Origin of the sequence: Sediminibacterium sp. C3, assembly GCF_000508085.1 — a bacterium.
In the GTDB taxonomy this organism is placed as follows: domain Bacteria; phylum Bacteroidota; class Bacteroidia; order Chitinophagales; family Chitinophagaceae; genus Sediminibacterium.
In genome coordinates this window covers 799,845-824,124 of sequence record NZ_KI669560.1, presented here as the reverse complement: position 1 = coordinate 824,124, position 24,280 = coordinate 799,845, and the positions used below count along the sequence as shown (strand labels likewise).

Genomic DNA, 24,280 nt, shown 5'->3' with positions numbered 1-24,280 from the left:
TATGGAACAAGACTTTGAAAAAATCTTTCAGGACAAGGTTGATCGTGAAATAAGAATTGAGCCAAAAGACTGGATGCCTGAGAAGTATCGTCAGACCCTGATCAGACAAATCAGTCAGCACGCGCACAGCGAAATCATTGGTATGTTACCAGAGGGCAACTGGATAACCCGTGCCCCATCACTAAGAAGAAAAGCCATTCTTTTGGCCAAAGTGCAGGACGAAGCAGGTCATGGTTTGTATTTATATAGTGCAGCTGAAACACTTGGCATTACAAGGGATCAGATGTACGAGCAATTGCATACTGGCAAAGCCAAATACTCTTCCATCTTTAACTATCCCACTTTAAGCTGGGCAGATATGGGCGTGATTGGATGGCTGGTAGACGGTGCCGCCATTATGAATCAGGTACCGCTTTGCAGAACCAGTTTTGGTCCTTATGCACGTGCCATGGTAAGGGTTTGTAAAGAAGAAAGTTTTCACCAGCGTCAGGGGTTTGAAATACTGTATGTATTAAGCAAGGGAACAGAAGCGCAACGCAGAATGGCACAGGATGCCATCAACCGCTGGTGGTGGCCAAGCCTGATGATGTTTGGACCCAAGGACGATGAAAGCCCTAATACCATTCAAAGCATGAAATGGAAAATCAAACGTTTCAGCAACGATGAGCTCAGACAAAAATTTGTAGACGTTTGTGCAGAACAGGTGAAAGTGCTGGGATTTACTTTACCCGATAAAGATTTGAAATGGAATGAAGAAAGAGGTCATTATGATTTTGGTGAAATCAACTGGGATGAGTTCTGGCAAGTAGTGCAAGGCAATGGCCCCTGCAATAAGGAAAGATTAGACGCTCGTAAAAAAGCCTGGGAAGAAGGTGCATGGGTAAGAGATGCGGCATTGGCCTATGCCAATAAAAAAGCGAAACAAAAACAGGCTGCAGCATAACATTAAAATCAAAGAATATGAGCTTTCAATTACACAAACTTTACTACGGCGACTACGGCGAAAGCAAAAACGGAGCCGCTGATATTTCTACCCAGCAAACCAATAAGGCTGAATGGCCTTTATGGGAAGTATTCATCCGCAGCAAACAAGGGCTGGATCATAAACATGTAGGAAGCTTACACGCTGCCGACGCTGCCATGGCCATTGAGAATGCCAGAGATGTGTACACCCGCAGAATGGAAGGGGTAAGCATCTGGGTAGTAGAAAGCAAGCATATTCATGCCAGCAATCCGGATGAAGCGGAAGCGCTGTATGATCCTGCTAATGACAAAGCCTACAGACATCCCACTTTTTATGATTTACCTGATGAAGTAAAATACATGTAATGGCAACTGCGAAAAACGAGATTGATTTTCTACTTCACCTGGCAGACAATGCATTGATTATTGGACACCGCAACAGTGAATGGTGCGGACACGGACCAATATTAGAGCAGGACATTGCCATCACGAATATTGCATTGGACTATATTGGACAGGCAAGAAATTTATACCAGCATGCTGCTGAACTAATTAACCAGCATGCAGACAAGATTGAACTTACACAAACAGGCAAGGATATCAGTTTGCCCGTAACCGAAGACAGTCTGGCTTATTTGAGAGATGTGGTAGAGTTTAAAAATTTATTGATTACGGAAATACCAAACGGAGACTGGGCACAAACCACTTTGCGTTTGTTTTTGCTGAGTCAGTTTCAACTGGAATTGTTTACGCAGTTATTGAAACACGAAGACGCACAGGTTGCTGCTATTGCAGAAAAATCCATAAAGGAAATCAGCTATCATGTAAAGTGGAGTCAGGATTGGGTATTGCGCTTGGGCGATGGAACAGAAGAAAGCAAGAGACGTATGCAGCAAGCCATTGATGCTATCTGGGCTTATACAGGAGAAATGTTTATTCAACCTGAATACGCCACTGCTACTTGCCTGAACTATGCTGCTATTCAGACTGCCTGGAACCAAAAAGTTACAGCCATTTTTGAAGAAGCAGGTCTGCTTATTCCTGCCAAAACCTTTGTACAGAAAGGGGGTGCAACTGGCATGCACACAGAACACTTAGGATATATTCTGGCAGAAATGCAATATTTACAAAGAGCTTATCCCAACAGCGAATGGTAAATTCAGCCACAACTCAACATGCCGAAGTATGGCAAATAATGGAATCCGTTATGGATCCGGAAGTGCCTGTATTGTCTGTAGTAGATTTGGGGGTGATCAGAGCTGTTGATGTTGAAGGCAGGCAAGTAAGGGTTACCATTACGCCTACTTACACAGGTTGTCCGGCCATGGACATGATTGCCATGCAAATCAGAATGGCTTTGTTGGGAGCAGGATATGAACCAACTATCAAAACCATTTTATCTCCGGCCTGGACCACCGACTGGATGACCGAAAAAGGGAAGCAGCAATTAAAAGCCTACGGTATTGCTCCCCCTGTAGGTAAAAGCATTGACGCTGCTTACCTGGAAGATTTGGTAGTGCCTTGTCCGCAATGTCAATCCACCCATACCGTATTGGTTTCACAATTCGGGAGCACGGCTTGTAAGGCTTTGTTTAAATGCGAAGAGTGCAAGGAACCTTTTGATTATTTTAAATGCCATTAAAGTATTTTTATGGATGCAATATTATTTAGTGTTGAGTCTGGTGTCGCTTTCATTACGATGAACCGACCCGACAAATTAAATTCCTTCAACCGACCCATGGCATTGCAGTTGCAGGCTATATTGGATGAATGCGCCAGTGATGAAAATATCAGGGCCATTTATTTAACTGGTGCTGGGAAGGGATTTTGTGCAGGACAGGATTTGGCAGAAGTGGTAGATCCGGAAGGTCCAGGCATGCAAAGAATTTTAAGCGAACACTACAATCCGATTGTACAAAGGCTAAGAGAAATTCAGAAGCCGGTAGTGGCTGCTGTAAATGGGGTTGCAGCCGGAGCAGGCGCCAATATTGCTTTTGCCTGCGATATTGTTGTAAGCAAATCAAGCGCTTCTTTTATTCAGGCATTTTCTAAAATCGGATTGATTCCGGATAGTGGTGGTACATTCACTTTGCCCCGATTAATCGGATTTCAAAGAGCGAGTGCGCTAATGATGTTGGGCGATAAGGTTTCTGCAACAGAAGCTTTGCAAATGGGCATGTTGTATAAAGTATTTGAAGATGAGGTTTTTGAAACAGAAAGCAAAAAACTGGCGGTTCAACTTGCCACCATGCCCACCAAAGCACTGGGTTATATAAAGCAGGCATTGAATGCAAGTGCTACCAATACTATACAATCACAACTGGCATTGGAAGACGATTTGCAGCAAAAAGCAGCAGCAACAGCAGATTTCAAAGAAGGGGTGGATGCTTTTTTAGCCAAACGTGCTCCCCAATACAAAGGCCAATAAATTGATAAAACAAAAGCCATGACACCACAACATATTGTAGAAGAAATGATGAAAGCAGATTTGTTTTCACAATGGTTAGGCATAGAAGTAGTAGAGATAGAGGAAGGATACAGTAAAATTAAAATGCAGGTAAGACCTGAAATGATGAATGGATTGGGCATTGTTCATGGCGGCATTGCCTTTGCTTTTTCCGACAGTGCATTTGCCTTTGCCTGCAACAATAGAAATAATTTATCGGTGGCATTGGACACTTCCATCAATTTTCTGAAACCCGTGCATGTAGGCGATACATTGATTGCCGAAGCCAAAGAATTACACAATGGAAGATCGACAGGATTATATCAAATTACAATTACGAATCAGCACAATGAGTTGGTGTCTTACTTTAAAGGAAATTGTTTCAGAACAGGTAAGCTTGTTGTAAAAGCATCTTTATGATTTATTCTTTTAAAGGATTTATACCGGTTGTACATGAAAGTTCCTTTGTGCATCCCCAGGCTGCTGTTACAGGCAATGTAATTATTGGAAAGAATGTTTACATAGGACCAGGAGCTGCTATCAGGGGTGATTGGGGCGCCATCATTATTGAAGACGGTTGCAATGTGCAGGAGAACTGCACCCTGCATATGTTTCCGGGCACCACCGTATTATTAAAAGAGAACGCCCATATTGGACATGGTGCGGTTATTCACGGAGCCACCATTGGCCGCAATTGTCTGGTGGGTATGAATTCCGTTATTATGGACAATGTAGTACTAGAGGATGAATGCATTGTTGGTGCCATGAGTTTTATTAAGGCAGATGAGCATTTTATTTCACGTTCTTTAATTGCAGGCAACCCTGCCAAAATCATCAAGACCGTTTCAGATGAAATGATTGCCTGGAAGACAAAGGGTACAGCACTCTACCAACAGCTACCCAAAGAAATGCAGGAATACTGGGAACCCTGCGAACCGCTCAGATTCGTTCCTGCCGACCGCCCCAAACAGGATACACTCTACAGCACCTGGAATGCAATGAAAAAATAGACCAAATTTCAATGTTGTATCTTTGCACTTAAATTATACAAGTGTCGGAACGGAATAACTTTATAGACTATATCAGAATTTTTGCGCGCAGTGGTCACGGTGGTGCAGGTGTAAGACATTTTATGCGCAATAAACTAACTGCCATGGGCGGCCCGGACGGTGGCGATGGTGGCAGAGGCGGACATATTATTTTAAAAGGGAACCGCAACCTCTGGACATTGTTGCATTTACGCTATTTCAAGAATGTATTGGCCGAAAACGGTGAGAACGGTAGCAAAGACAATTGTACCGGCAGAGACGGAAAAGATATTATTATTGAAGTTCCCCTGGGTACGGTTGCGCGTGATGAAGAAACCGGCAAGATTGAAGCAGAAATTTTAGAAGACGGACAGGAATATATCTGGATGCGTGGAGGAAGAGGCGGATTGGGCAATAGCAATTTTGCCACCCCTACCAACCAGGCACCCGACCATGCACAACCCGGAGAACCCGGTGTGGAAGGATGGAAAAATATTGAGCTGAAAGTATTGGCAGACGTGGGTTTGGTTGGATTCCCCAATGCAGGCAAATCTACTTTACTATCTGTCATTACTGCCGCCAAACCTAAAATTGCCAATTACGCATTTACTACCTTAACGCCTCAGTTAGGCATGGTTGCCTACCGTGATTCAAAATCATTTTGTATTGCAGACTTACCGGGTATTATTGAAGGAGCAGCTGAAGGTAAAGGATTGGGACATCGATTCCTCAGACATATAGAACGCAATGCCGTTTTATTATTCCTGATTCCTGCCGACAGTAATGATCACCGAAAAGAGTTTGAAATCCTTCGTCAGGAATTAAAGAACTACAATGAAGAAATGTTGCAGAAAGATTTCATCATTGCCATTAGTAAAAGCGATATGCTGGACGATGAATTAAAGGAAGCCATCAGCAAGGAATTACCGGCTGATATTCCCCATGTTTTCATTTCATCGGTAACCAATAAGGGACTAACCGAGCTGAAAGACTTGCTTTGGGAGACCTTGAACAAGCCGATATAAAAAAAATTGGGTTACCTTTTATCCAATCGGGTATTAATGTGTATAGTGTACACTAAGCTTTTTCGTTTGCTGTTGCCATTTGAGAAGAATTTATTACTCACAGTAAAATTTGAAAAGTATGAAAAAGCAAACAATCGTTACCAGTGTCAAGAGAATCGTTTTTGGATCTGTGGTGTCTTCCTTGATGTTTTTATCTGCCAATGCATCTGTATCTCCTGTAAGAGCTTATGATATATCTGTTAAAAGCAATGCAGAAGTAAAGTACAGTGGTATTGATAAGAATCAACTACACACCATTCAGGTAAAATACAGCAACCCAACAGGTGCCAACTTTACCCTGATCATTACAGATGCCAACAATGAATTGGTATTCAAAGGAAGTTATTCCGACAAAGACTTCAACAAGACATTTAAGTTTCCAAAAGACGAGTCTAACAAATTGTCTTTTGTAATTGAAGATTCCAAAGCAAAAAAGGCAGAACAGTACAACGTAAGCTTTGAAACCATCGTTATTGAAAACGCTGTAGTCAGCAAGTCTTAATTAAAAACTGAATTGTAACAAACAAAAGAGCCACCCAATGGGTGGCTCTGCTTTTATCATTATACTAGGAAAGAAATTTTTTTAAATAGATAAGAAGAGCAATGATTGCCAATGTAAGGACAAGGAAAAAAACATCGATAGTTATTTGATTCCTGTTTTTGCTTTTAATTGATTTTTGTAATTGTCTACCTTTTGAATATAGGGTTCCAGATCCTATTATAATTATTATTAAATAATAAACACTCATAACCATTTCTTTAAAATACATATCCAATAGAAAAGTTAAGCCAAATTCGATCCAACTTTCCAGTAGTGGTATTCATTTCACCTAAACGAAATGCAAAAGGCGCAACACCAATAAAAAAAGCTGTATAAATATTCTTTTCAGATTGATTTTGAAATCCTAGATTAATAAAAGTCCCATAACTGCCATTATTAATTTGTTTAGGCTCATTAATTGAGGCAATACTGTTAGAGCGAAAGTATGGTTCTACACCTATATAGCCAGCCGAATAATTTTTAATTGATTTGCCATTCCTAATACGTCTATTCAAAGAATAATAATATCTTGATTCTATTGAAGAAATCCAACTTACTTGTGATCTAATTTTATCCCTATTTAATGCGGCACTTGAAGCCAAGGTGAAATTTAAACCTGATTTTATTAACAAGGTTACTGTCTTTTTTAATGGAATTTCATATTGAAGATTAACAATAGGAATCGGTATACTTGCCGCAACACGAAATATGCCAATTTTATTAGATGTAGTATCTAATTCTTGAGTAAACCCTTTTATATTAAAGGACATAAGTAAAAATAAAAGTAAGAGAACTCTCACGAAGTAATAGTATTGATTCATCAAAATTCAATATTATAATTTATAATTAACAATCTGTCAATTCTACAAAAATTAGGGTGATTTATGCAATTGCACAATAGTTTGAATTTATGAAATCATAAAACTTCTACCTCTTACTTTTCATTTAAAATAGCAAACAAAAGAGCCTCCCAATGGGAGGCTCTTTTAATATGTAAAAGTATTTGGGAATTATCCTACTGCTTCAGACTTCATGCTCTTAGACATTTTGGTTCTTTCGTTCTCGTCCAAAATGGTTTTACGCATACGAATATTCTTAGGCGTTACTTCAATACACTCATCGTGCTGAATGTATTCCATACACTCTTCCAATGTAAACTGAAGTTTCGGAACAATTCTTACTGCATCATCACTTCCGCTTGCACGGTGGTTGGTCAGCTTTTTCATTTCCACTGCATTCACATTTAAGTCTCCTGGCTTAATATGTTCCGCAATGATTTGTCCTACGTATACTTCATCTCCCGGATCAACAAAGAAAGATCCGCGATCCTGTAATTTATCAATAGAGTAAGCAGTAGTAACACCTTGGAATTTAGAAATCAAGACCCCGTTGTTTCTTCCCGGAATAGGTCCTTTCCATGGTTTGTAATCAATGAAACGATGCGCCATTACTGCTTCTCCAGCTGTACCAGTCAGCATCTGAGAACGCAAGCCTATCAATCCTCTGGAAGGAATTTCAAACTCCAAGTGTTGCATTTCTCCTTTGGATTCCATTACCTGCATTTCACCCTTACGCTGCGTAACCAGGTCAATTACTTTACCACTGTATTCAGAAGGTACATCTACTACCAGGTTTTCATAAGGCTCATGCTTCTTTCCATCAATGGTTTTCACCAATACCTGAGGATTACCCACGGTAAGTTCATACCCCTCTCTACGCATGGTTTCTACCAATACACCCAAGTGCAGAATACCTCTGCCATATACTAAGAAACTATCTGCACTGTCTGTATCTTCTACTCTTAATGCCAGGTTCTTTTCGGTTTCTTTCATCAAACGATCACGCAAGTGACGGGAGGTAACAAACTTACCATCTCTACCAAAGAAAGGTGAGTTGTTGATGCTGAACGTCATGCTCATGGTTGGCTCATCTACACTGATAATGGGTAGACCTTCCGGATTTTCAGCATCCGCAATGGTATCACCAATATTGAACTCTTCTAAGCCTACTACTGCACAAAGATCACCAGCCAAAACTTCAGCTACTTTACGTTTGCCCATTCCCTCAAACACATACAATTCCTTTACACGCATTTTCTTCACGGTACCGTCTGCTCCTTGCACCAAGGCAATTTGCTGACCTTCTTTAATAGAACCCCTGGTTACTTTACCAATGGCAATTCTACCTAAGAATGAAGAATAATCCAATGAAGTAATTTGTAATTGAAGGGTTCCTTCGCTTACTCTTGGTGCAGGAACATATTTAATGATACCATCCATTAAAGGCAGGATATCTTCTGTAGGTGTTAAGCTATCATTGAACCAGCCATTCTTACCACTACCGTAGAAAGTTGGGAAATTCAATTGCTCTTCCGTTGCATCCAGGTTAAAGAATAATTCAAAAACAGCATCATGAACTTCATCCGGACGACAGTTCGGCTTATCTACTTTGTTGATTACTACAATGGGATGTAGGTTCAACTGTAATGCTTTCTGCAATACGAAACGCGTTTGAGGCATGGGGCCTTCAAAAGCATCCACCAATAAAATTACCCCATCGGCCATTTTCAATACGCGTTCTACTTCCCCGCCAAAATCACTGTGCCCGGGTGTATCAATCACATTAATCTTATAGTCTTTGTAAGTAACGGCAGCGTTTTTACTGAAGATCGTGATACCACGTTCTCTTTCTAAATCGTTGCTATCCATGATTAACTCACCAGCATCCTGGTTGTCTCTGAAAACTTTAGTTGCACCCAAAATTCGGTCTACTAAAGTGGTTTTGCCATGGTCTACGTGCGCGATGATGGCAATGTTTCTTATTTCCATTATTGTGTATTTATCTCAGTATCAGCATTTTACGCATTTGATACTGTTTATTGAGGCGGCAAAGGTACGGCTTTAACGCGGGGGATGCAAGTAAATATGGGTCATTATTCTGTTAAGGATTCCCCTTGTAATACATAATAAACCCTAAATTGGCCTGTTAATTCAATTGTATGCGTATCATCAAATGGTTTATTGGTTTCATTGCATTGGCTGGTGTTGTATACCTGCTTGGTCCCAATCCTGCAACTCCTGTTTATAATACAACCCTTCCGAACATTCCGGAAGCGCCTGCAGTACTGGAGGCTTTGATCCAATCGAATGAACAAAAACATAAGGTTAGACCGAACAATGAAGCCAGAATAGTTTGGGCCAATGATAGTGTGAAACAAAAAACACCCTATGCCATTGTATACCTGCATGGATTCAGTGCCAGTCAGGAAGAAGGGAATCCGGTGCACCAGCAGATTGCCAATCAATTCGGATGCAATTTGTATTTGGCTCGCTTATCAGAACATGGTATTGATACTACCGATGCACTCATCAATATGACTGCTGAATCCTTATTTGAATCGGCCAAAGAAGCTTATGCCATTGGAAAGCAAATTGGCGAAAAAGTAATCCTGATGGGAACATCTACAGGTGGAACTTTAGCTTTACAGTTAGCTGCCATCTATCCGGAAATTGCAGGGCTGGTATTATACTCTCCCAATATTGCCATTAAAGATCCCAATGCATGGTTATTAAATAATCCGTGGGGATTACAGATTGCACGTATGGTAAAAGGCTCTAATTATATGGGCGTTCAGAAAGAACATCCCTTGTATCAGCAATACTGGAATACCAAATACAGGCTTGAAGCCACTGTTCAATTAGAAGAGTTGCTAGAGACCACTATGACAAAAGAAAATTTTGCAAAAGTGAATCAACCTTTATTGGTGTTATATTATTACAAAAATGAAAAAGAGCAGGACCCTGTGGTAAGTGTGGATGCAATGAAGAAAATGTTTGCAGAAGTTGGTACCAGTGAAAAAAATAAAAAAATGGTTCCGGTGCCCAATACAGGCAATCATGTAATTGCATCGCCAATTCAATCAAAAGATATTATCTCCGTTGAAAAAGAGACAGCTGATTTTTTAAAAACCGTGATGCAGTTGCCAAAACAAACAATCCTTCAATGATTTTTAACAACTAATCATTAACTGATCCTTCACAGCCCAACGGTGAAGAATCCTTACCTTTAACTTTTAAACTGTTTGCTATGCCATTGAGTAAGATTGCCGGAATCGGCATGTACGTTCCATCTAATGTTTATACCAATAATGATTTGACCAAATATATGGATACCAACGATGAATGGATCCAGGAAAGAACCGGTATTAAAGAAAGACGTTACGCACACAGAACGGAAGAAACCACCACTACCATGGGTGTGGAAGCAGCTAAAATTGCCATTGAAAGAGCGGGGATTACTGCGCAGGATATTGATTTTATCATTTTTGCCACTTTATCACCCGATTATTATTTTCCAGGATGTGGGGTGCTGGTTCAAAGAGCCATGCAGATGAAAGAAGTTGGGGCATTGGATGTAAGAAATCAGTGCAGTGGATTTGTGTATGCATTGAGTGTGGCGGATCAGTTTATTAAAACCGGGATGTACAAAAACATTCTAGTAATAGGAAGTGAAAAGCATTCTTTCGGATTGGATTTCTCTACCAGAGGCAGAAATGTATCAGTGATTTTTGGAGATGGTGCCGGTGCAGTGGTATTGCAGCCAACAGAAAAAGAGGGTCAGGGAATCTTAAGCACCCACTTACACAGTGATGGAGAATCTGCTGAAATTTTAGCCATGTACAATCCAGGATCTCATGCCAATCACTGGGGAGCTAAAAACTATGCCAGCTTTGATGACGCGGAAATTTCTCAGATGTTCATGAGCCATCAGATGATTGACAATGCGCAAAATTTTCCATACATGGATGGACCTGCTGTGTTTAAAAAAGCAGTAGTGAAGTTTCCTGAAGTAATTATGGAAGCCCTGGAAAAAAACGGTTATCAATCCACTGATATCAACATGTTGATACCGCATCAGGCAAACCTGCGCATCAGTCAGTTTGTTCAGCAGAAATTAAAATTACAGGATCATCAGGTTTATAATAATATTATGAACTACGGCAACACAACTGCAGCATCTATTCCAATTGCCTTGTGTGAAGCCTGGGAAAAAGGAATGATCAAAGAAGGAGACCTGGTATGTTTAGCTGCTTTTGGTAGTGGATTTACCTGGGCCAGTGCATTAATGAAATGGTAGCCATACCAAGTGTAGTATCATGAAAAGAAAAATCATTTATTTAATCAATCCCATTTCTGGTACATCTAAAAAAGATAAGATCAGAGAACTGGTTGAAAAAGTAACTGCTGCCAAAGGCTTTGAATACCGCGTATTTAATACCAATGCAACAGGCAATTACGAATACCTGATAGAACATATTGCCAATGAAGGATTTACCGATGTGGTAATTCTGGGCGGAGATGGAACAGTGAATCAGGTAACCGGTTCCTTGCGCGAAACAGGAGTACAATTTGGTATTATTCCGGTTGGATCAGGCAATGGTCTGGCCAGAGCAGCTGGTATTCCAACCAGTATGAAAAAAGCCATTGAAATTATTTTTAATGGTGAAGCAGAAAACATAGATGCTTTTACGGTGAATGGTGAATATGCCTGTATGTTAAGTGGAATGGGGTTTGACGCGCAAGTGGCACATGATTTTGCCCAGAAATCTACCAGAGGCTTATTTACCTATACCCAGCAAAGTATTATCCAGTTTTTTAAAGCCAACCCTTATCAGTTTGAAATTGTATTGGACAATTTCTCTGTATTTACTGATGCTTTTTTCATCAGCATTGCCAATAGCAATCAATTTGGAAATAATGCCATTATTGCACCTCAGGCAAGTTTATCTGACGGACTGCTTGATATTGTTATTGTACAGAAAATGAACAAAGCCAAATTGCCATTTGCCATTCTGCGTCAAATGCGTGGAAATAATAAAGTACAGCAGTTGGTGGAAGACATGAGCTCAAAAAATATTCTGTATTTTCAAACTCCGGCGCTGACTATAAAAAATCCCAAGCTGGCGCCCCTACATATTGATGGTGAACCCCGAGATGCTGTTGAAGAACTCAACATTGCAATTATTCCAAAAGCATTCAGGTTAATTAAGCCAAAAGGGAAGTAAGTTTATTTCATTTCAGCATTTTGTATCGTTTTCTGCAATCGCTCAAATTCCTTTTGATTCAATGGATTATTAACCGCTTCAGCTATGTCTCTTTTTTCTGCAGCCGTCAGGTGAAAACTCAAACTGGCCGGCGCTTCTGATTTTGAGGGTATATATTGAAAAGAAAAGCGATAAAAATTATCTCCGTAGGCTTTTCTCATATAGTCTAATTGATCATGCTGGTAATAGTCCTGCATTTTAAACCAGTTGTTCTGCAGTATCAGGAAGGGTTTGGTTAAAAAGCCAATCAATGAATTACTCTCCAACGGCTTTTCCCAGTCACTTAAACTTCTGTCTCTTATTTGAATCAATACCACTTTGGAAGTATTCTTCTGTATCCAGTCTTTAAAGACAGCTATAAATCGCAAAGCAGATTCCTGCCCATAATTGTCTCTTAGTCCCGCATCCATTACATCAATAACCGGATTGGTAGGTAACCAAACATTGGGTAAAACATATGGGAAAGTAGCATTCATTCTTAAAGCAGACAACAAATGAATATCATTGCTGTTCTGGTTGCGGAGAAAACTGTTGAAGTCAACTGCATCTGCGTCAAAAGGCATGATATGCGTGCTGTCCGCAACTGGACGCATTAAGAATCGAACAGGACGGGAAGCAATAATCATTTTCCTTGCATCCCTGGTAATTACTGAATTAAAAAATACTGAAGGAATAAGCGCTTTTGCTTCTGCCTCCTGATAAGATCCGATAGTTTTAAGAAAAACACTACCTGTATTTTCATTTAACTTCTCCTCAAATGCATAGCCACGGTCTTTTACATACACAAAACCATTAGAGGTAAATTTCTGCGCAGGACCCAGCATATCACGCGTTAAGAAAGAAGAGAACAAAGGGCTTAGCAAGTCTTTGGAGATATTATTTACATATTGCTTGTCCTGCAAATTGATTGGCTTGCCCTTTACTTTTTCATGATACAGCTCTCTGAAATAAACTGCGCCAAGCAAACCACCAGAAGCCCCGTTGATCAGAATGGTTTTTTTCATGAGTTGTCCATTCATCAAACTATCCAGATACTGCAATGTATTCATTGTGAAAGTAGCACTCCTGGTTCCCCCTCCGCTGGTATTAATAATATATAGAATCGGCTTTTCTTCTTTCTGCCTGGCTTTCCAGTTATTCAGAATATTTAAAAAAGCTGTTTTGTCTTTCTCAACAGAATCTGCAGCAGCCAGTTCCTGAATAGATTCTCTGGTATAAACCGGTCTCTCCGATTTGGTTACATAATTGAGTCCATAGGCTTTGTTTCGCGGATCCAGAATTTCATACTGGTACAAAATATTGGCCACGATATATACCGCCACTAAAGCCACAAAACTCCAGGACTTCAAAAACAAAGTCAATGCCCCGGCTGCGGCAATTAATATGGCAAATAATAAGGTAACGCTGGCAGCTGCTGGCAGCTGAAACAATCTGGCATCTGAACTATATCCTACTAAAATGAGAAATACAAAAGCAATCATAATGGCAATAACTGCTGCAAAATGATGTCTGCTAAAAACCGCTTCTAAGAATTCAGGATTATAATGCTTTACATTTCTTGGCTTTCGCAACTTAAAAGCAGCACTAAAAAACCAGTCTACGCGCATGTCCTGTTTAATATCAGGTGTCCTGTTTTTTTTCAGACATGCGGTCATGACGCTTATTGGCATCTGATATGGTAGCTGAAATGGTTTTATAAATGGTTTTATCGGCACCAAAAAAATATAGAAAGGCAAATGCAATAGAAATAACAAAACCGCCCGTATATCCAAGCGCTAGTCCCGCAAAATCGCTCACTGAAAACAATTCCTGATTTCTACTGTACTGATAGGCTTCAATCAGATAAAAAATCAGGAATGCAATTGGCAGTATAGCATTGTTGATACAATATTTAAGAAAGGGCTGCGCAGTAGTAGCCAAAAACTGAATCCTGCTGCTGTGCAAAATAAACGTAGTGATATTCCAGCTCATAATAAAAACGCCGGAAGTAATTCCAACAATCGCTGTACTCAGCGGGCTGATATTTCCAAAATACTCAGGTGCCAAAAAGAGAGAATGAGCTCCGAAGGTTTTCATGAAACTGCCTCCTACTGTTGCAAACAGGATATACCAGAATAGAAGAAATATCTGGTAACGCCTGAAATGCAACAACATTAGTTGTATGGGTAAAGAAAACCAGATGCCTTTCAGATATTGCTTCATTCAGTTTAAAAGCAGCTATTTAAATTTATTCTGCTGCTTTTAAATTTAGCAAATTTTAGGCCGAACCAGAAATAATATGGTAACTAAGGAAAGTAACAATAACATACCCGTTAATTGATGCAACTGCGCCATCCATTCAAAACTACCCCAGGAACCAGGTACAATACTACTGCTGGTTAGGACAGATGCTATTCCCAGTACAACCTGAACAATCACTAATATTAAAGGATATTTAGCCGCTTTGCTTAGTATTGGCGTTGCAGATAATTTAAAGAGTTGAATTGACCAGTAAATTAATAATCCTAAAATGATATAGGCCAATCCCCTGTGTATGAAATGTATGAGAATGGTATTGTCAATAAAGTTCAGTAAGAAAGGCTGATGTGTAAACATTGTATCAGGTATCCAGCTTCCATTGATGGTGGGCCAGGTAGCAGCTGCGTTGGCTGCTTTATGCCCTGCCATCAATGCCCCATAAATTAATTGCAAAACCAATAAGCCAATTAAAACAAGATTGGTATTTCTTATTTTTTTATCCTCAATTATCTGATCTTTTGGAACAATCAGCTTTAATGCAAACCAGTAGGTATAGCTTAATAAGCCCAATGCAAGAATGAAATGCATAGCCAAACGAGTGGGCTTTACATAAACTGCATCACCAGTTAATCCGCTCGCGACCATGATCCAACCAACCAAACCCTGTAAAGCACCAAGGAAAAACAAAACCAGTAAAGAGCCAATCATTTCTTTTTTGAATGACTTCTTCACTATGAACCAAATAAATCCAAAAGCAAATACCAGCCCTATTAATCTGGCCCATAAACGGTGAAACCATTCCCAGAAAAAAATGAACTTAAAATCAGATAACTGAAAATCAAAATTCAACAATTGAAACTGAGGAGTTTGTTTGTACTTGTCAAACTCTGCCAGCCAGGCCGCTTCGTTCAAAGGAGGCAATGAGCCGGTAATCACATCCCATTCTGTAATAGACAACCCACTGCCGGTTAAACGGGTAATCCCACCCAATGCAATTTGAATAATCGTCATCCCCACTCCAATCAATAACCAGGTGGCTACTGATTTATTTTCTTTCGCTGCTGTTAAACTCATGCTTTAGTGCTTTTGTGCAAAGGTATAACACTCAAACTTCGAAATTGATGCATGTTTAAGTAGTTTTACCAAATGTTACCCGCATTTTATCAGGAAAATCAAATAGAAGCCGGTTGCGATGAAGCTGGCAGGGGCTGTTATGCAGGTCCTGTTTTTGCTGCTGCGGTTATCTTACCCGCTCATTTCAAGCATCCATTGTTGAATGACAGTAAACAGGTGGGGGCCAAACAACGACTGATTTTAAAGGAAGTAATTGAAGCAAATGCACTGGCCTGGTCGGTTGCTAGTATTGATGCAGAAGAAATAGACCGAATTAATATTTTAAAAGCAAGTTTCAAAGCCATGCACATGGCCATTGACCAACTCAAAATAAAGCCTGAATTTTTATTGATCGACGGAAATCGGTTCATGCCTTACAAAAAAACACCCCATTTGTGCATAGTGAAAGGAGATGGTAAATATGCATCCATTGCTGCAGCCAGTATTTTAGCCAAAACATACAGAGACGCTTACATGGAAAAAATCCATCAGCAGTTTCCGCAGTATGGCTGGAAAAAAAACAAGGGATACGGAACCCTGGAACACCGGATGGCCATTGAAGCCAATGGCTTATGCGTGCATCACCGGAAGAGTTTTAATATCAGTCCCAAACAATTGGAAATGCCGTTTTAATCCTCCTCCCAAACTCCAGCCCCCTGTCTTACCAGTTCATAAGGACTTTTTGTACAATCTACAATAGTTGAGGGTATCATTCCCCCATTACCCCCATCGATTACAATGTCTACTAAATGATGAAAGTTATCGTACATGGTATCCGGATCGGTATATTCTTCTACCATTTCACCCGGCAAGGAAGCAGACAATAATGGATGGCCTAATTCAGACACAATGGTTCGGGCAATATTGTTATTGGGTATTCTTAAACCAATGGTACTTTTTTTGTTTTGCAGAATCTTAGGTACTTCCTTACTTGCATGCAAAATAAAAGTATAGGGGCCTGGTAAATGGCTTTTTAATAAACGATATAAAGGCGTATCAGTTGTTTTACAATACTTGCTTAAATCACTTAAATCGTTACAGATAAAACTCAGTTGTGCTTTTGCAGGATCAATCTGTTTAATTCTGGCAATTCGTTCTACTGCCTTGGGTTGAAAAATATCACAACCCAGACCATAGATGGTATCGGTAGGATAAATGATAACACCACCCGACAACAAACATTCAACCACTGTTTTAATATGACGTGGATTGGGATTATCCGGATGAATGTGCAATAGCATACTTAAAGGTAAATAAAAAACGAAGGCGACTATTGTCGCCCTCTGTTTGTTTGTAACCCCTGGTTAAAAAATGCTATCAAATTAAATAGTCACCATTTAATTGATAGTAATTAAAATTAAATACCCTCAGAGGTTTTATTCTCAGCATTTATATCTAAAAAATACCGTGAAAACACGGTCAAAAAATCGTATAATTAATAATTTATATTCAATTTTATTTAGTTACTTCATATCACTGTTTAGTAATACCCCCGATTTTACTAAATGAACTGTATGAAAAAGATTGTTTTAGTAGACGATCATGTTCTATTAAGAAATGGTCTCTCCGTAATCATCAGTGGCTTTGATGATTACACTGTTCTTTTTGAAGCAAATCATGGAAAGCACTTTATTGAGCAATTAAATCCAGAGAATTTGCCAGACATTGTTTTGCTCGACGTTACCATGCCGGTAATGAATGGCTTTGAAACAGCCGAATGGATTATTACCAATCATCCTTCCATTAAAGTAATGGTATTAAGCATGCTTGGCGACGAACGAACCATTATTAAGATGTTAAAACTAGGGGCACTTGGATACTTGACCAAAGACACTGATCCCAAAGAATTGAACCGTGCCTTAAATGAACTCTATTATAAGGGTATTTATTTTAATCAACTACTCTGTACCAATCTTATTCACTCGGTAAGAAACGGAATGGAAGAACCCAATGATGAATACCAGATTTTAATTAACCTGCCTGAACGGGAAAAAGAATTCCTGAAATTACTGGCCACCGATTTAACGCTGAAAGAGATTGCTGCTAAAATGAGTCTGAGTCCCAGAACCATTGACGGATACAGAGATAACCTGTTTGAAAAAGTAAAAGTAACCAACAGGGTTGGTCTGGTTTTGTTTGCGCTTCGCAACAACCTAATTCAGTTATAAGAAATCATGATTAAAAACCTATGCTTTGATTTCCCAGATTTCTTTTCCGCGAAGTAACTGATCTAAGTTGCCCTTTCCTTTGGTAGCAATGGTTTCTTCAATTTGCAGCGCCATCAAATCTTCATAGCATGGTCTTTCTGTTTCATAGAAAACACCAAATGGTCTTGGGAACTGGAAATTAGACTGATGCGGATCATCAAACATTCTGATTAATGTTTGTGCTTTGTAAAAATCTTTCTCGTCGTGAATCCAGCAATCGTCGGCAGTATACTTGTCTCCTAGCTCAACTACCTCAGGCTGTAAGCCATTCAAGCGAATCCCCTTATTTTGATTGGCACCAAAGACTAAAGGTTTTCCCTGCTCTAAGAATAAATCGTGATCTGCTTTAGTAGATTTTTCTGTAAAGATTTCAAAAGCACCATCATTGAAAATATTACAGTTCTGATAAATCTCTAAAAAGGAAGCACCCTTATGTTGATGTGAACGGGTCAGCATAGTTTGTAAATGCTTGGGGTCACGGTCCATGGAACGCGCAATAAATGTAGCGTCTGCACCCATCGCCAATGCCAAAGGATTAAACGGATGATCAATACTACCGAAAGGTGTACTCTTCGTGATTTTTTTCTCTTCAGAAGTAGGAGAATATTGTCCCTTGGTTAAACCATAAATCTGGTTATTGAACAATAAAATATTTACATCAAAATTTCTTCTGAGCAAATGAATAGTATGGTTCCCACCAATACTTAATCCATCTCCGTCTCCTGTTACAATCCACACACTTAATTCAGGACGTGTTGCTTTTAATCCACTCGCAATAGCGGTAGCTCTTCCGTGAATACTATGCATACCAAAAGTATTCATGTAATAAGGGAAACGGCTGCTGCAACCAATACCACTGATGATTACAATATTCTCTTTGGGTACTCCAATACCCGGCATTACTTTTTGCACCTGAGCCAATATGGAATAATCTCCACAACCCGGACACCAACGAACTTCCTGATCCGTTGCAAAATCCTTCGCTGTTAAAGTTGGAGTGGCAATTGTTTCAGTAGACATGATTTATTGTTTAATAAGTTCTTCCCAATATTCTGCAGCTCTTCTGGTATGTGGAATAACAATAGTTCCACCAACAATATTCGCCACAGCAAAAATTTCATACATTTCTTCGGTGGTTACACCCAGCTCAAAACTTTTCCCTAAGTGATACTTGATACAATCATCACAACGCAAAACCATGCTGGCCACCAGACCCAGCATTTCTTTTGTTTTCTTATCCAGTGCGCCGTCTTCGTAAGTATTGGTATCCAGATTCCAAAGGCGCTTCATCACCAGATTATTCTTACTCAGAATCACTTCGTTCATCCGCTCTCTGTAGCTGTTAAACTCATTCACCATTTCGCTCATATGATAATATTATACTGCAAAAATACATCAGCAATACTAAGCCGAACCAATTTCTTTGTATTTTAAACCTCAAATACTATCGAATGAAGAAATTTTTATTCCTGATTTGCTTTCTGCCCATCATTGCATTGGCACAGCAGGCTGTTGATCTGGTTAAGATCACCGACATGTACAAGATTAAACAAATGAACAGTGTAAGTCTTAGTCCGGACGGTAAACAGGCCCTCTTTGTATTGAACAGCATAGAGCCGGAGGGCAACAGCAAATGGGAATACAAATACACTAACCAATTATACCTGGTAGCTGCAGATGGCTCTTCCGCCCCAAGAGCATTGACATTTAAAGAGAGCGCCAGCCAGCCTGTATGGAGCCCCGATGGTAAAAAAATTGCTTTTGTAAGAGTAGCAGACGGTAAACCGCAAATCTTTTTATTGTCATTGGAGGGAGGAGAACCGGTTCAAATCACCAGGTTCCGATATGGTGCCAGCAGTCCGGTATTCAGCCCGGATGGAAGCATGCTGCTATTCAGCGCCTCTGTTTCATTGGGCGACTTGTTGAAAGACAAAGAACTGAATCCCAAAGGCGCTGTGCCAGCATGGCCTGCCGAGAAGCCTGGATTCAGTCAGAACCAGTTTTTGTTACCCAATTCCGCTCAACCCAACCCGGATGGAACACCCGAAGAAATTAAAGCATATTTAGACCTGAATGTGGCGGAAAGAAAAGCCAAAGTAATTAACAAACTGAATTTCCAGGAAGAAGCCACTACTTCAGGAGACCAGTCTTTTTCGCACTTATTCATCATGGCTGCAGAAGCAGGTGCAACACCCAAAGCCATTACCCATGGCTTCCACCGTTTTGGTGGTGCCAGCTTTACTCCTGATGGAAAGAAAATTCTGTTCACTGGTAATACCGATGATACACAACACCCGGATCGTGCATTGGAAACACAGATTTTCATAGCCAATAGCGATGGTTCTGATATGAAGCAGTTATTAGGAGAAAAAGGTAAGTCATATAATAGCCCCTCCGTTTCTCCTTCCGGAAAATGGCTGGCTGTTCAGGTAGGAACTGTATCATTTGTAAACGTGCCCGAATTAGCTATAATGCCTTTGAATGGAACAGCTGCTGATTTGGTTATGCTTCCCTTCGACAGAAACAAGGGAGGTCTTACCTGGAGCAAAGACGAACAGCATATTTATTTTACGGCACAAAGCAATGGCGGTGCACCCATCTATCGCATGAATGTAAAAACAAAAAAAGCTGAACAACTTACTTCTATAGATGAAGGCATCAGCAGCTACTCAATGAAGGGAGATAAAATAGTATACGTGAAAACCGCTGTGGCCAACCCATTTGAAATATATACTACCGATTTGAATGGCAAAAACGAAAAACGCATCAGTAGTTTCAACTACGATTGGGTAAGCAAAAAACAGTTGAGTCTGCCTGAAAAAAGAACTTTTAAAAACGAGAAAGGCTTAACCGTTGAATACTGGATCATGAAGCCCGCCAATTATGTGGCAGGTAAAAAGTATCCTACTATTTTAAATATTCACGGAGGACCTTCGGCTATGTGGGGACCTGGTGAAAGCTCTATGTGGCATGAGTTTCAGTACTATGCTGCAAAAGGATATGCCATTGTTTATGGAAACCCAAGAGGTTCCGGTGGTTATGGGGAAGAATTCCTGAGAGCCAATGTAAACGACTGGGGTGCAGGACCTACTTCTGATGTGTTAACTTCTGTTGATTTAGCTACAAAAGAAGGATTCATTGATACGGCTAGATTAGCTGTAACTGGTGGATCGTATGCAGGTTATTTAGTTGCATGGATCATCAGCCATGACCAGCGCTTTAAAGCAGCTTGCGCACAAAGAGGGGTGTACGATTTAGGTACCTTCTTTGGCGAAGGAAATGCATGGCGTCTGGTTCCGAATTATTTTGGTGGTTATCCCTGGGAAGAAAAAACAAGACCCATTTTATTCCGTGAATCGCCCATTAATTATGTAGACAAAATACATACGCCCTTTATCATTTTCCATGGTGAAAACGATTTAAGAACCGGTGTGATTCAAAGTGAAATGCTCTACAAAAGTTTAAAGGTCTTGGGCCGAACCGTTGAATACGTAAGGCATCCGGGCGGTACGCATGAATTAACACGCACAGGAAATAACCGTCAGCGCGTAGATCAGATGCTTAGAACGATTGAGTTTTTTGATCGGTTTATCAAGCATTAATTCAATAATATTTAGGGTAGTGATGATTAAAGTCCTACCCTAAATGTTAGTTTTTGTCTGAAATTATATTCTGCAGGCAAGCCATTTTTTTCTGCGGGATTCCATATAGGACTGTTATTTAATAATCGAATTGCTTCATTATCGGCAGACCATTCCGCAGAATGGTACAAGAAAATTTTATTGACTTTACCCATTGTATTTATTTCAAAACTAACGCCAACATATCCATCCGAATTTGGCCCTGCAATTGACATATACCTTTCGGGTGTTTTTAAATTTTCTGAGACGTATTTTACCCAGCCATCAATTCCACCATCAATAAATTCGGCTTTCCTAAAAACATCAGTTTTGTTTTCTTTGGCATCTTCTAATTTTTCTTCTTTCCCGGACGGATAGGAAATTATTTTAGTTTTATAATTAATCCTTTTAACCAGTCGACCATTCAGATATTCTTCAGCTGTAATGGCTGACCCATCTGACTTGAATCCATATTGCCAGGTTAGGTTTTTTCTCCCCCGATTGGTATACCCGATACTATCTAAGTCACCTCTTTTGTTGTACCAGGCAAAAAGTCCGTTGGGTATAGTCATATTAGAATCAAGATAGGTTTCCCACTTAACCATCGGTCCATTTTTTTGGTAATACCTGCAAGTGAAAGTGGTGTCATTTTCTTTTACCTGCTGCATAAAATAGGTAGCCTTATCAAAATCTTGCATAGAAGACCAATCCTTATTAAAAAGAAAGAAACTACCGTTTGTTTGTGCTGTTAAAACAGTCACTCCTGAAAAGAAAAAAATAGTAAGTAGATACTTCATAAATAAAAATAGCAGATATGCTATAATCAGATTTTTTCAGCTCCAAAATAAGACTGCAACGCTGCAGGTATATTAATGCCTTCTTGTGTTTGGTTGTTCTCTAATAAACAAGCCATGATTCTCGGCAATGCCAATGAACTTCCATTCAGGGTATGTACCAATTGGGTTTTACCATCGGCTCCCTTGAAACGGCATTTCATTCGATTGGCCTGATAGCTTTCAAAATTGCTGACACTGCTCACTTCCAGCCAGCGCTCCTGTGCAGCACTGAAGACTTCAAAATCATAGGTGATGGCACTGGTAAAGCCCATGTCGCCTCCACATAAGCGTAGAATACGGTAAGGCAGCTCCAGTGATTGCAATAATTTTTCTACATGCAATACCATTTCATCTAAAGTTTCATAGCTCTTATCGGGATGTACAATCTGAATGATTTCCACTTTTTCAAACTGATGCAACCGGTTGAGTCCACGAACGTCTTTTCCATAACTGCCGGCTTCTCTTCTGAAACAAGGAGAATAGGCCGTCATTTTTACCGGAAAATCAGATTCTTTTAAAATGGTATCTCTGTACACATTGGTTACCGGAACTTCTGCAGTGGGTATTAAATAAAAATCGTCTTCTGTAGCATGGTACATCTGCCCTTCCTTATCCGGCAATTGTCCTGTAGCATAGGCAGAGTCTGCATTTACCATGAAAGGTGGCAGGTATTCTGTGTATCCGGCTGCTGTATTAAAGTCTAAAAAATACTGAATTAAAGAACGCTGCAATTTGGCTCCTTTGCCAATGTATACCGGGAAACCACTGCCAGTAATTTTATTGCCCAGTTCAAAATTAATCAGGTTGTATTTAGTAGTCAGGTCCCAGTGTGGCACAGCGCCTTCGCTTAGTTGCGGTTTTGCTCCCCCCGTTCTTACTACTTCATTTTCTTCCGGGGTTTTTCCTTCGGGAACCATATCGGCTGGCAGATTGGGTAGCTGAACCAGCTCTTCAGACAGCTCTTTTTCCAGTTGGGCCATTTTTTCTTTCAATGGCTCCAGGGTCTGTTTCCAGGTGGCCACGTTTTGTTTGATGGCTTCTGCTCCTTCCTTATCCCCCTTGGCCATTAACTGGCCAATTTCCTTGGAAGCGGCATTTACTTTGGCTTGTGTATCATCAAAAGCGGCCTGCACTTTCTTGCGCTCTTCATCTTTTGCAATGATAGAATCCACCAGTTCTGGCTGTTTAAAATGCTTTTTAGCCAGCTGTTGTTTTACTTTTTCGGGATTCGCTTTTAATACACTTACGGGTAACATTTGCTCAAATTTGGTGCAAATATACCTTTTCAATAATTGATGATGGCATGCTTTGATGGTTTACCTTTGCACTATGTTTATTACGGATGATTTACAGCAACGTTGGTGGGCTTTGGAAGCCAAATTGGTAGAGAGATTCGGGAAAAAACCCGATCTGGAAGCCGTTTTATTTTTGATTGGCCTTCAGGAAACCGGATTTATGGCCGAAAAAATATCGAAGGAACAGAAGCAGGACCTGATGCATGTGGCCGTTTGTACCGTTTTGGCTCAAAGCGGATATTACCTGATGGAAGGCAAGGATGAAGAGGGCTGGCCGCATTTCGGACAGGTGAAACCACTACCGGAAATGAGTTTGCCCGATCAGGAGAATTTTATCAAGGACCATGTTTTACTGTATTTTGAGCAGGCGGGCTTTTAATGCTTTATCATATTTAATTTTCTGCCTTCGTTTTTTATTGAATATTTGCATAATTAAAACAAAGCGATATGAATTTCCCAGCTGAACTACGTTACACGAAAGACCACGAATGGATTAAATTGGAAGGCAATGTTGCCACCATTGGTATTACTGATTTTGCCCAGCATGAATTGGGTGATATTGTATATGTAGACATCAACACCGTTGGTAAAGAATTATCTGCTGAAGAGGTTTTTGGTACCGTTGAAGCAGTTAAAACAGTAAGTGATTTGTTTTTACCTGTTACCGGCACCATCTCTGAAGTAAATCCTTTATTGGAGAAACAACCTGAATTAGTAAACACTGATCCATATGGTGATGGTTGGATGATTAAAATGACTGTTGCAGATCCTTCCAGCGTGGATGGATTAATGACCAAAGAAGCTTACGAAGCCCTTGTAGGATAAT

General features: G+C 40.0%; 27 protein-coding genes. 17 read left to right on the top strand and 10 right to left on the bottom strand.

From position 1 onward, the window contains the following. The first annotated feature begins 1 nt into the window (after position 1). The 9 genes from paaA to F777_RS0103835 all read left to right on the top strand — a co-directional run bounded on the left by paaA (position 2) and on the right by F777_RS0103835 (position 6,003). Complete coding sequence (gene paaA / locus F777_RS0103875; protein WP_037351716.1) at positions 2-943, top strand: 1,2-phenylacetyl-CoA epoxidase subunit PaaA; 942 nt, start codon at positions 2-4, stop codon at positions 941-943. A 17-nt stretch (positions 944-960) separates the two neighbouring features. Continuing rightward, positions 961-1,329, top strand: coding sequence for a 1,2-phenylacetyl-CoA epoxidase subunit PaaB (gene paaB, locus F777_RS0103870; protein WP_081720454.1), 369 nt, complete (start codon positions 961-963; stop codon positions 1,327-1,329). Further along, entirely contained in the window at positions 1,329-2,120 is a 792-nt protein-coding gene (gene paaC, locus F777_RS0103865; RefSeq protein WP_026750887.1) for a 1,2-phenylacetyl-CoA epoxidase subunit PaaC, read from the top strand. Before paaB ends, paaC begins: the two co-directional genes overlap by 1 nt. Further along, complete coding sequence (paaD, locus tag F777_RS0103860) at positions 2,114-2,605, top strand: 1,2-phenylacetyl-CoA epoxidase subunit PaaD (RefSeq protein WP_026750886.1); 492 nt, start codon at positions 2,114-2,116, stop codon at positions 2,603-2,605. Before paaC ends, paaD begins: the two co-directional genes overlap by 7 nt. Before the next feature lie 9 nt (positions 2,606-2,614). After that, positions 2,615-3,391, top strand: a complete 777-nt coding sequence (locus tag F777_RS0103855) for an enoyl-CoA hydratase-related protein (protein WP_026750885.1) — start codon at positions 2,615-2,617, stop codon at positions 3,389-3,391. Positions 3,392-3,409: 18 nt separating this feature from the next. After that, positions 3,410-3,829 (top strand): hydroxyphenylacetyl-CoA thioesterase PaaI, encoded by a 420-nt coding sequence (gene paaI, locus F777_RS0103850; RefSeq protein ID WP_026750884.1) that lies wholly within the window; start codon positions 3,410-3,412, stop codon positions 3,827-3,829. Beyond that, on the top strand, positions 3,826-4,419 hold the full coding sequence (locus F777_RS0103845) for an acyltransferase (RefSeq protein ID WP_026750883.1): 594 nt from the start codon (positions 3,826-3,828) through the stop codon (positions 4,417-4,419). The genes paaI and F777_RS0103845 overlap by 4 nt, the downstream gene beginning before the upstream one ends. Before the next feature lie 41 nt (positions 4,420-4,460). Next, entirely contained in the window at positions 4,461-5,462 is a 1,002-nt protein-coding gene (gene obgE / locus F777_RS0103840; RefSeq protein WP_037369115.1) for a GTPase ObgE, read from the top strand. A gap of 118 nt (positions 5,463-5,580) precedes the next feature. Beyond that, positions 5,581-6,003 (top strand): hypothetical protein, encoded by a 423-nt coding sequence (locus tag F777_RS0103835; RefSeq protein WP_026750881.1) that lies wholly within the window; start codon positions 5,581-5,583, stop codon positions 6,001-6,003. A gap of 257 nt (positions 6,004-6,260) precedes the next feature. Here the strand turns inward: F777_RS0103835 and F777_RS0103825 are convergent, their stop codons facing one another. Continuing rightward, positions 6,261-6,842: a hypothetical protein gene (locus F777_RS0103825; RefSeq protein WP_152530851.1), complete on the bottom strand. Its 582-nt coding sequence runs from the start codon at positions 6,840-6,842 to the stop codon at positions 6,261-6,263. Positions 6,843-7,052: 210 nt separating this feature from the next. Then, on the bottom strand, positions 7,053-8,870 hold the full coding sequence (gene typA / locus F777_RS0103820; protein ID WP_037369112.1) for a translational GTPase TypA: 1,818 nt from the start codon (positions 8,868-8,870) through the stop codon (positions 7,053-7,055). Between the two features lie 170 nt (positions 8,871-9,040). Between typA and F777_RS0103815 the strand changes: the two genes are divergently transcribed. The 3 genes from F777_RS0103815 to F777_RS0103805 all read left to right on the top strand — a co-directional run bounded on the left by F777_RS0103815 (position 9,041) and on the right by F777_RS0103805 (position 12,106). Next, positions 9,041-10,048 (top strand): alpha/beta hydrolase, encoded by a 1,008-nt coding sequence (locus tag F777_RS0103815; RefSeq protein WP_026750877.1) that lies wholly within the window; start codon positions 9,041-9,043, stop codon positions 10,046-10,048. A gap of 80 nt (positions 10,049-10,128) precedes the next feature. Then, positions 10,129-11,178, top strand: a complete 1,050-nt coding sequence (locus F777_RS0103810; RefSeq protein ID WP_026750876.1) for a 3-oxoacyl-ACP synthase III family protein — start codon at positions 10,129-10,131, stop codon at positions 11,176-11,178. 19 nt (positions 11,179-11,197) lie between these two features. Continuing rightward, positions 11,198-12,106, top strand: coding sequence for a diacylglycerol/lipid kinase family protein (locus F777_RS0103805; protein WP_026750875.1), 909 nt, complete (start codon positions 11,198-11,200; stop codon positions 12,104-12,106). Positions 12,107-12,108: 2 nt separating this feature from the next. Here the strand turns inward: F777_RS0103805 and F777_RS0103800 are convergent, their stop codons facing one another. The 3 genes from F777_RS0103800 to F777_RS0103790 are packed head-to-tail and all read right to left on the bottom strand — an operon-like array spanning position 12,109 to position 15,457. Then, on the bottom strand, positions 12,109-13,800 hold the full coding sequence (locus F777_RS0103800) for a hypothetical protein (RefSeq protein WP_026750874.1): 1,692 nt from the start codon (positions 13,798-13,800) through the stop codon (positions 12,109-12,111). Beyond that, positions 13,766-14,347: a hypothetical protein gene (locus F777_RS0103795; RefSeq protein ID WP_026750873.1), complete on the bottom strand. Its 582-nt coding sequence runs from the start codon at positions 14,345-14,347 to the stop codon at positions 13,766-13,768. The genes F777_RS0103800 and F777_RS0103795 overlap by 35 nt, the downstream gene beginning before the upstream one ends. Before the next feature lie 45 nt (positions 14,348-14,392). Then, complete coding sequence (locus F777_RS0103790) at positions 14,393-15,457, bottom strand: COX15/CtaA family protein (protein WP_026750872.1); 1,065 nt, start codon at positions 15,455-15,457, stop codon at positions 14,393-14,395. A 72-nt stretch (positions 15,458-15,529) separates the two neighbouring features. On the opposite strand from F777_RS0103790, the gene F777_RS0103785 reads away from it, so the two are divergent. Then, positions 15,530-16,129 carry a ribonuclease HII gene (locus F777_RS0103785; RefSeq protein ID WP_026750871.1) on the top strand — a complete coding sequence of 200 codons (600 nt, stop codon included), beginning with the start codon at positions 15,530-15,532 and terminating at the stop codon, positions 16,127-16,129. On the opposite strand, the gene F777_RS0103780 is transcribed toward F777_RS0103785, so the two are convergent. Further along, positions 16,126-16,737, bottom strand: coding sequence for an L-threonylcarbamoyladenylate synthase (locus F777_RS0103780; RefSeq protein ID WP_026750870.1), 612 nt, complete (start codon positions 16,735-16,737; stop codon positions 16,126-16,128). The two genes, F777_RS0103785 and F777_RS0103780, sit on opposite strands and share 4 nt — an antisense overlap. Before the next feature lie 273 nt (positions 16,738-17,010). Between F777_RS0103780 and F777_RS0103775 the strand changes: the two genes are divergently transcribed. Further along, a complete protein-coding gene (locus F777_RS0103775) occupies positions 17,011-17,664 on the top strand; it encodes a response regulator transcription factor (protein WP_026750869.1) in 654 nt (217 codons plus the stop codon). A gap of 18 nt (positions 17,665-17,682) precedes the next feature. Here the strand turns inward: F777_RS0103775 and F777_RS0103770 are convergent, their stop codons facing one another. Next, positions 17,683-18,723: a 2-oxoacid:ferredoxin oxidoreductase subunit beta gene (locus tag F777_RS0103770; RefSeq protein ID WP_026750868.1), complete on the bottom strand. Its 1,041-nt coding sequence runs from the start codon at positions 18,721-18,723 to the stop codon at positions 17,683-17,685. 3 nt (positions 18,724-18,726) lie between these two features. Further along, positions 18,727-19,071, bottom strand: a complete 345-nt coding sequence (locus F777_RS0103765; protein WP_026750867.1) for a carboxymuconolactone decarboxylase family protein — start codon at positions 19,069-19,071, stop codon at positions 18,727-18,729. 83 nt (positions 19,072-19,154) lie between these two features. Here F777_RS0103765 and F777_RS0103760 point away from each other — a divergent pair, with 83 nt between their 5' ends. Next, positions 19,155-21,305 (top strand): S9 family peptidase, encoded by a 2,151-nt coding sequence (locus F777_RS0103760; RefSeq protein WP_026750866.1) that lies wholly within the window; start codon positions 19,155-19,157, stop codon positions 21,303-21,305. Between the two features lie 26 nt (positions 21,306-21,331). On the opposite strand, the gene F777_RS0103755 is transcribed toward F777_RS0103760, so the two are convergent. Next, complete coding sequence (locus F777_RS0103755; RefSeq protein WP_026750865.1) at positions 21,332-22,120, bottom strand: energy transducer TonB; 789 nt, start codon at positions 22,118-22,120, stop codon at positions 21,332-21,334. A gap of 26 nt (positions 22,121-22,146) precedes the next feature. Next, positions 22,147-23,415 carry a serine--tRNA ligase gene (gene serS, locus F777_RS0103750; protein WP_026750864.1) on the bottom strand — a complete coding sequence of 423 codons (1,269 nt, stop codon included), beginning with the start codon at positions 23,413-23,415 and terminating at the stop codon, positions 22,147-22,149. Positions 23,416-23,488: 73 nt separating this feature from the next. Between serS and F777_RS0103745 the strand changes: the two genes are divergently transcribed. Next, positions 23,489-23,833, top strand: a complete 345-nt coding sequence (locus F777_RS0103745; protein WP_026750863.1) for a hypothetical protein — start codon at positions 23,489-23,491, stop codon at positions 23,831-23,833. A gap of 68 nt (positions 23,834-23,901) precedes the next feature. Next, on the top strand, positions 23,902-24,279 hold the full coding sequence (gene gcvH / locus F777_RS0103740) for a glycine cleavage system protein GcvH (protein WP_026750862.1): 378 nt from the start codon (positions 23,902-23,904) through the stop codon (positions 24,277-24,279). The last annotated feature ends 1 nt before the right edge of the window (position 24,280 follow it).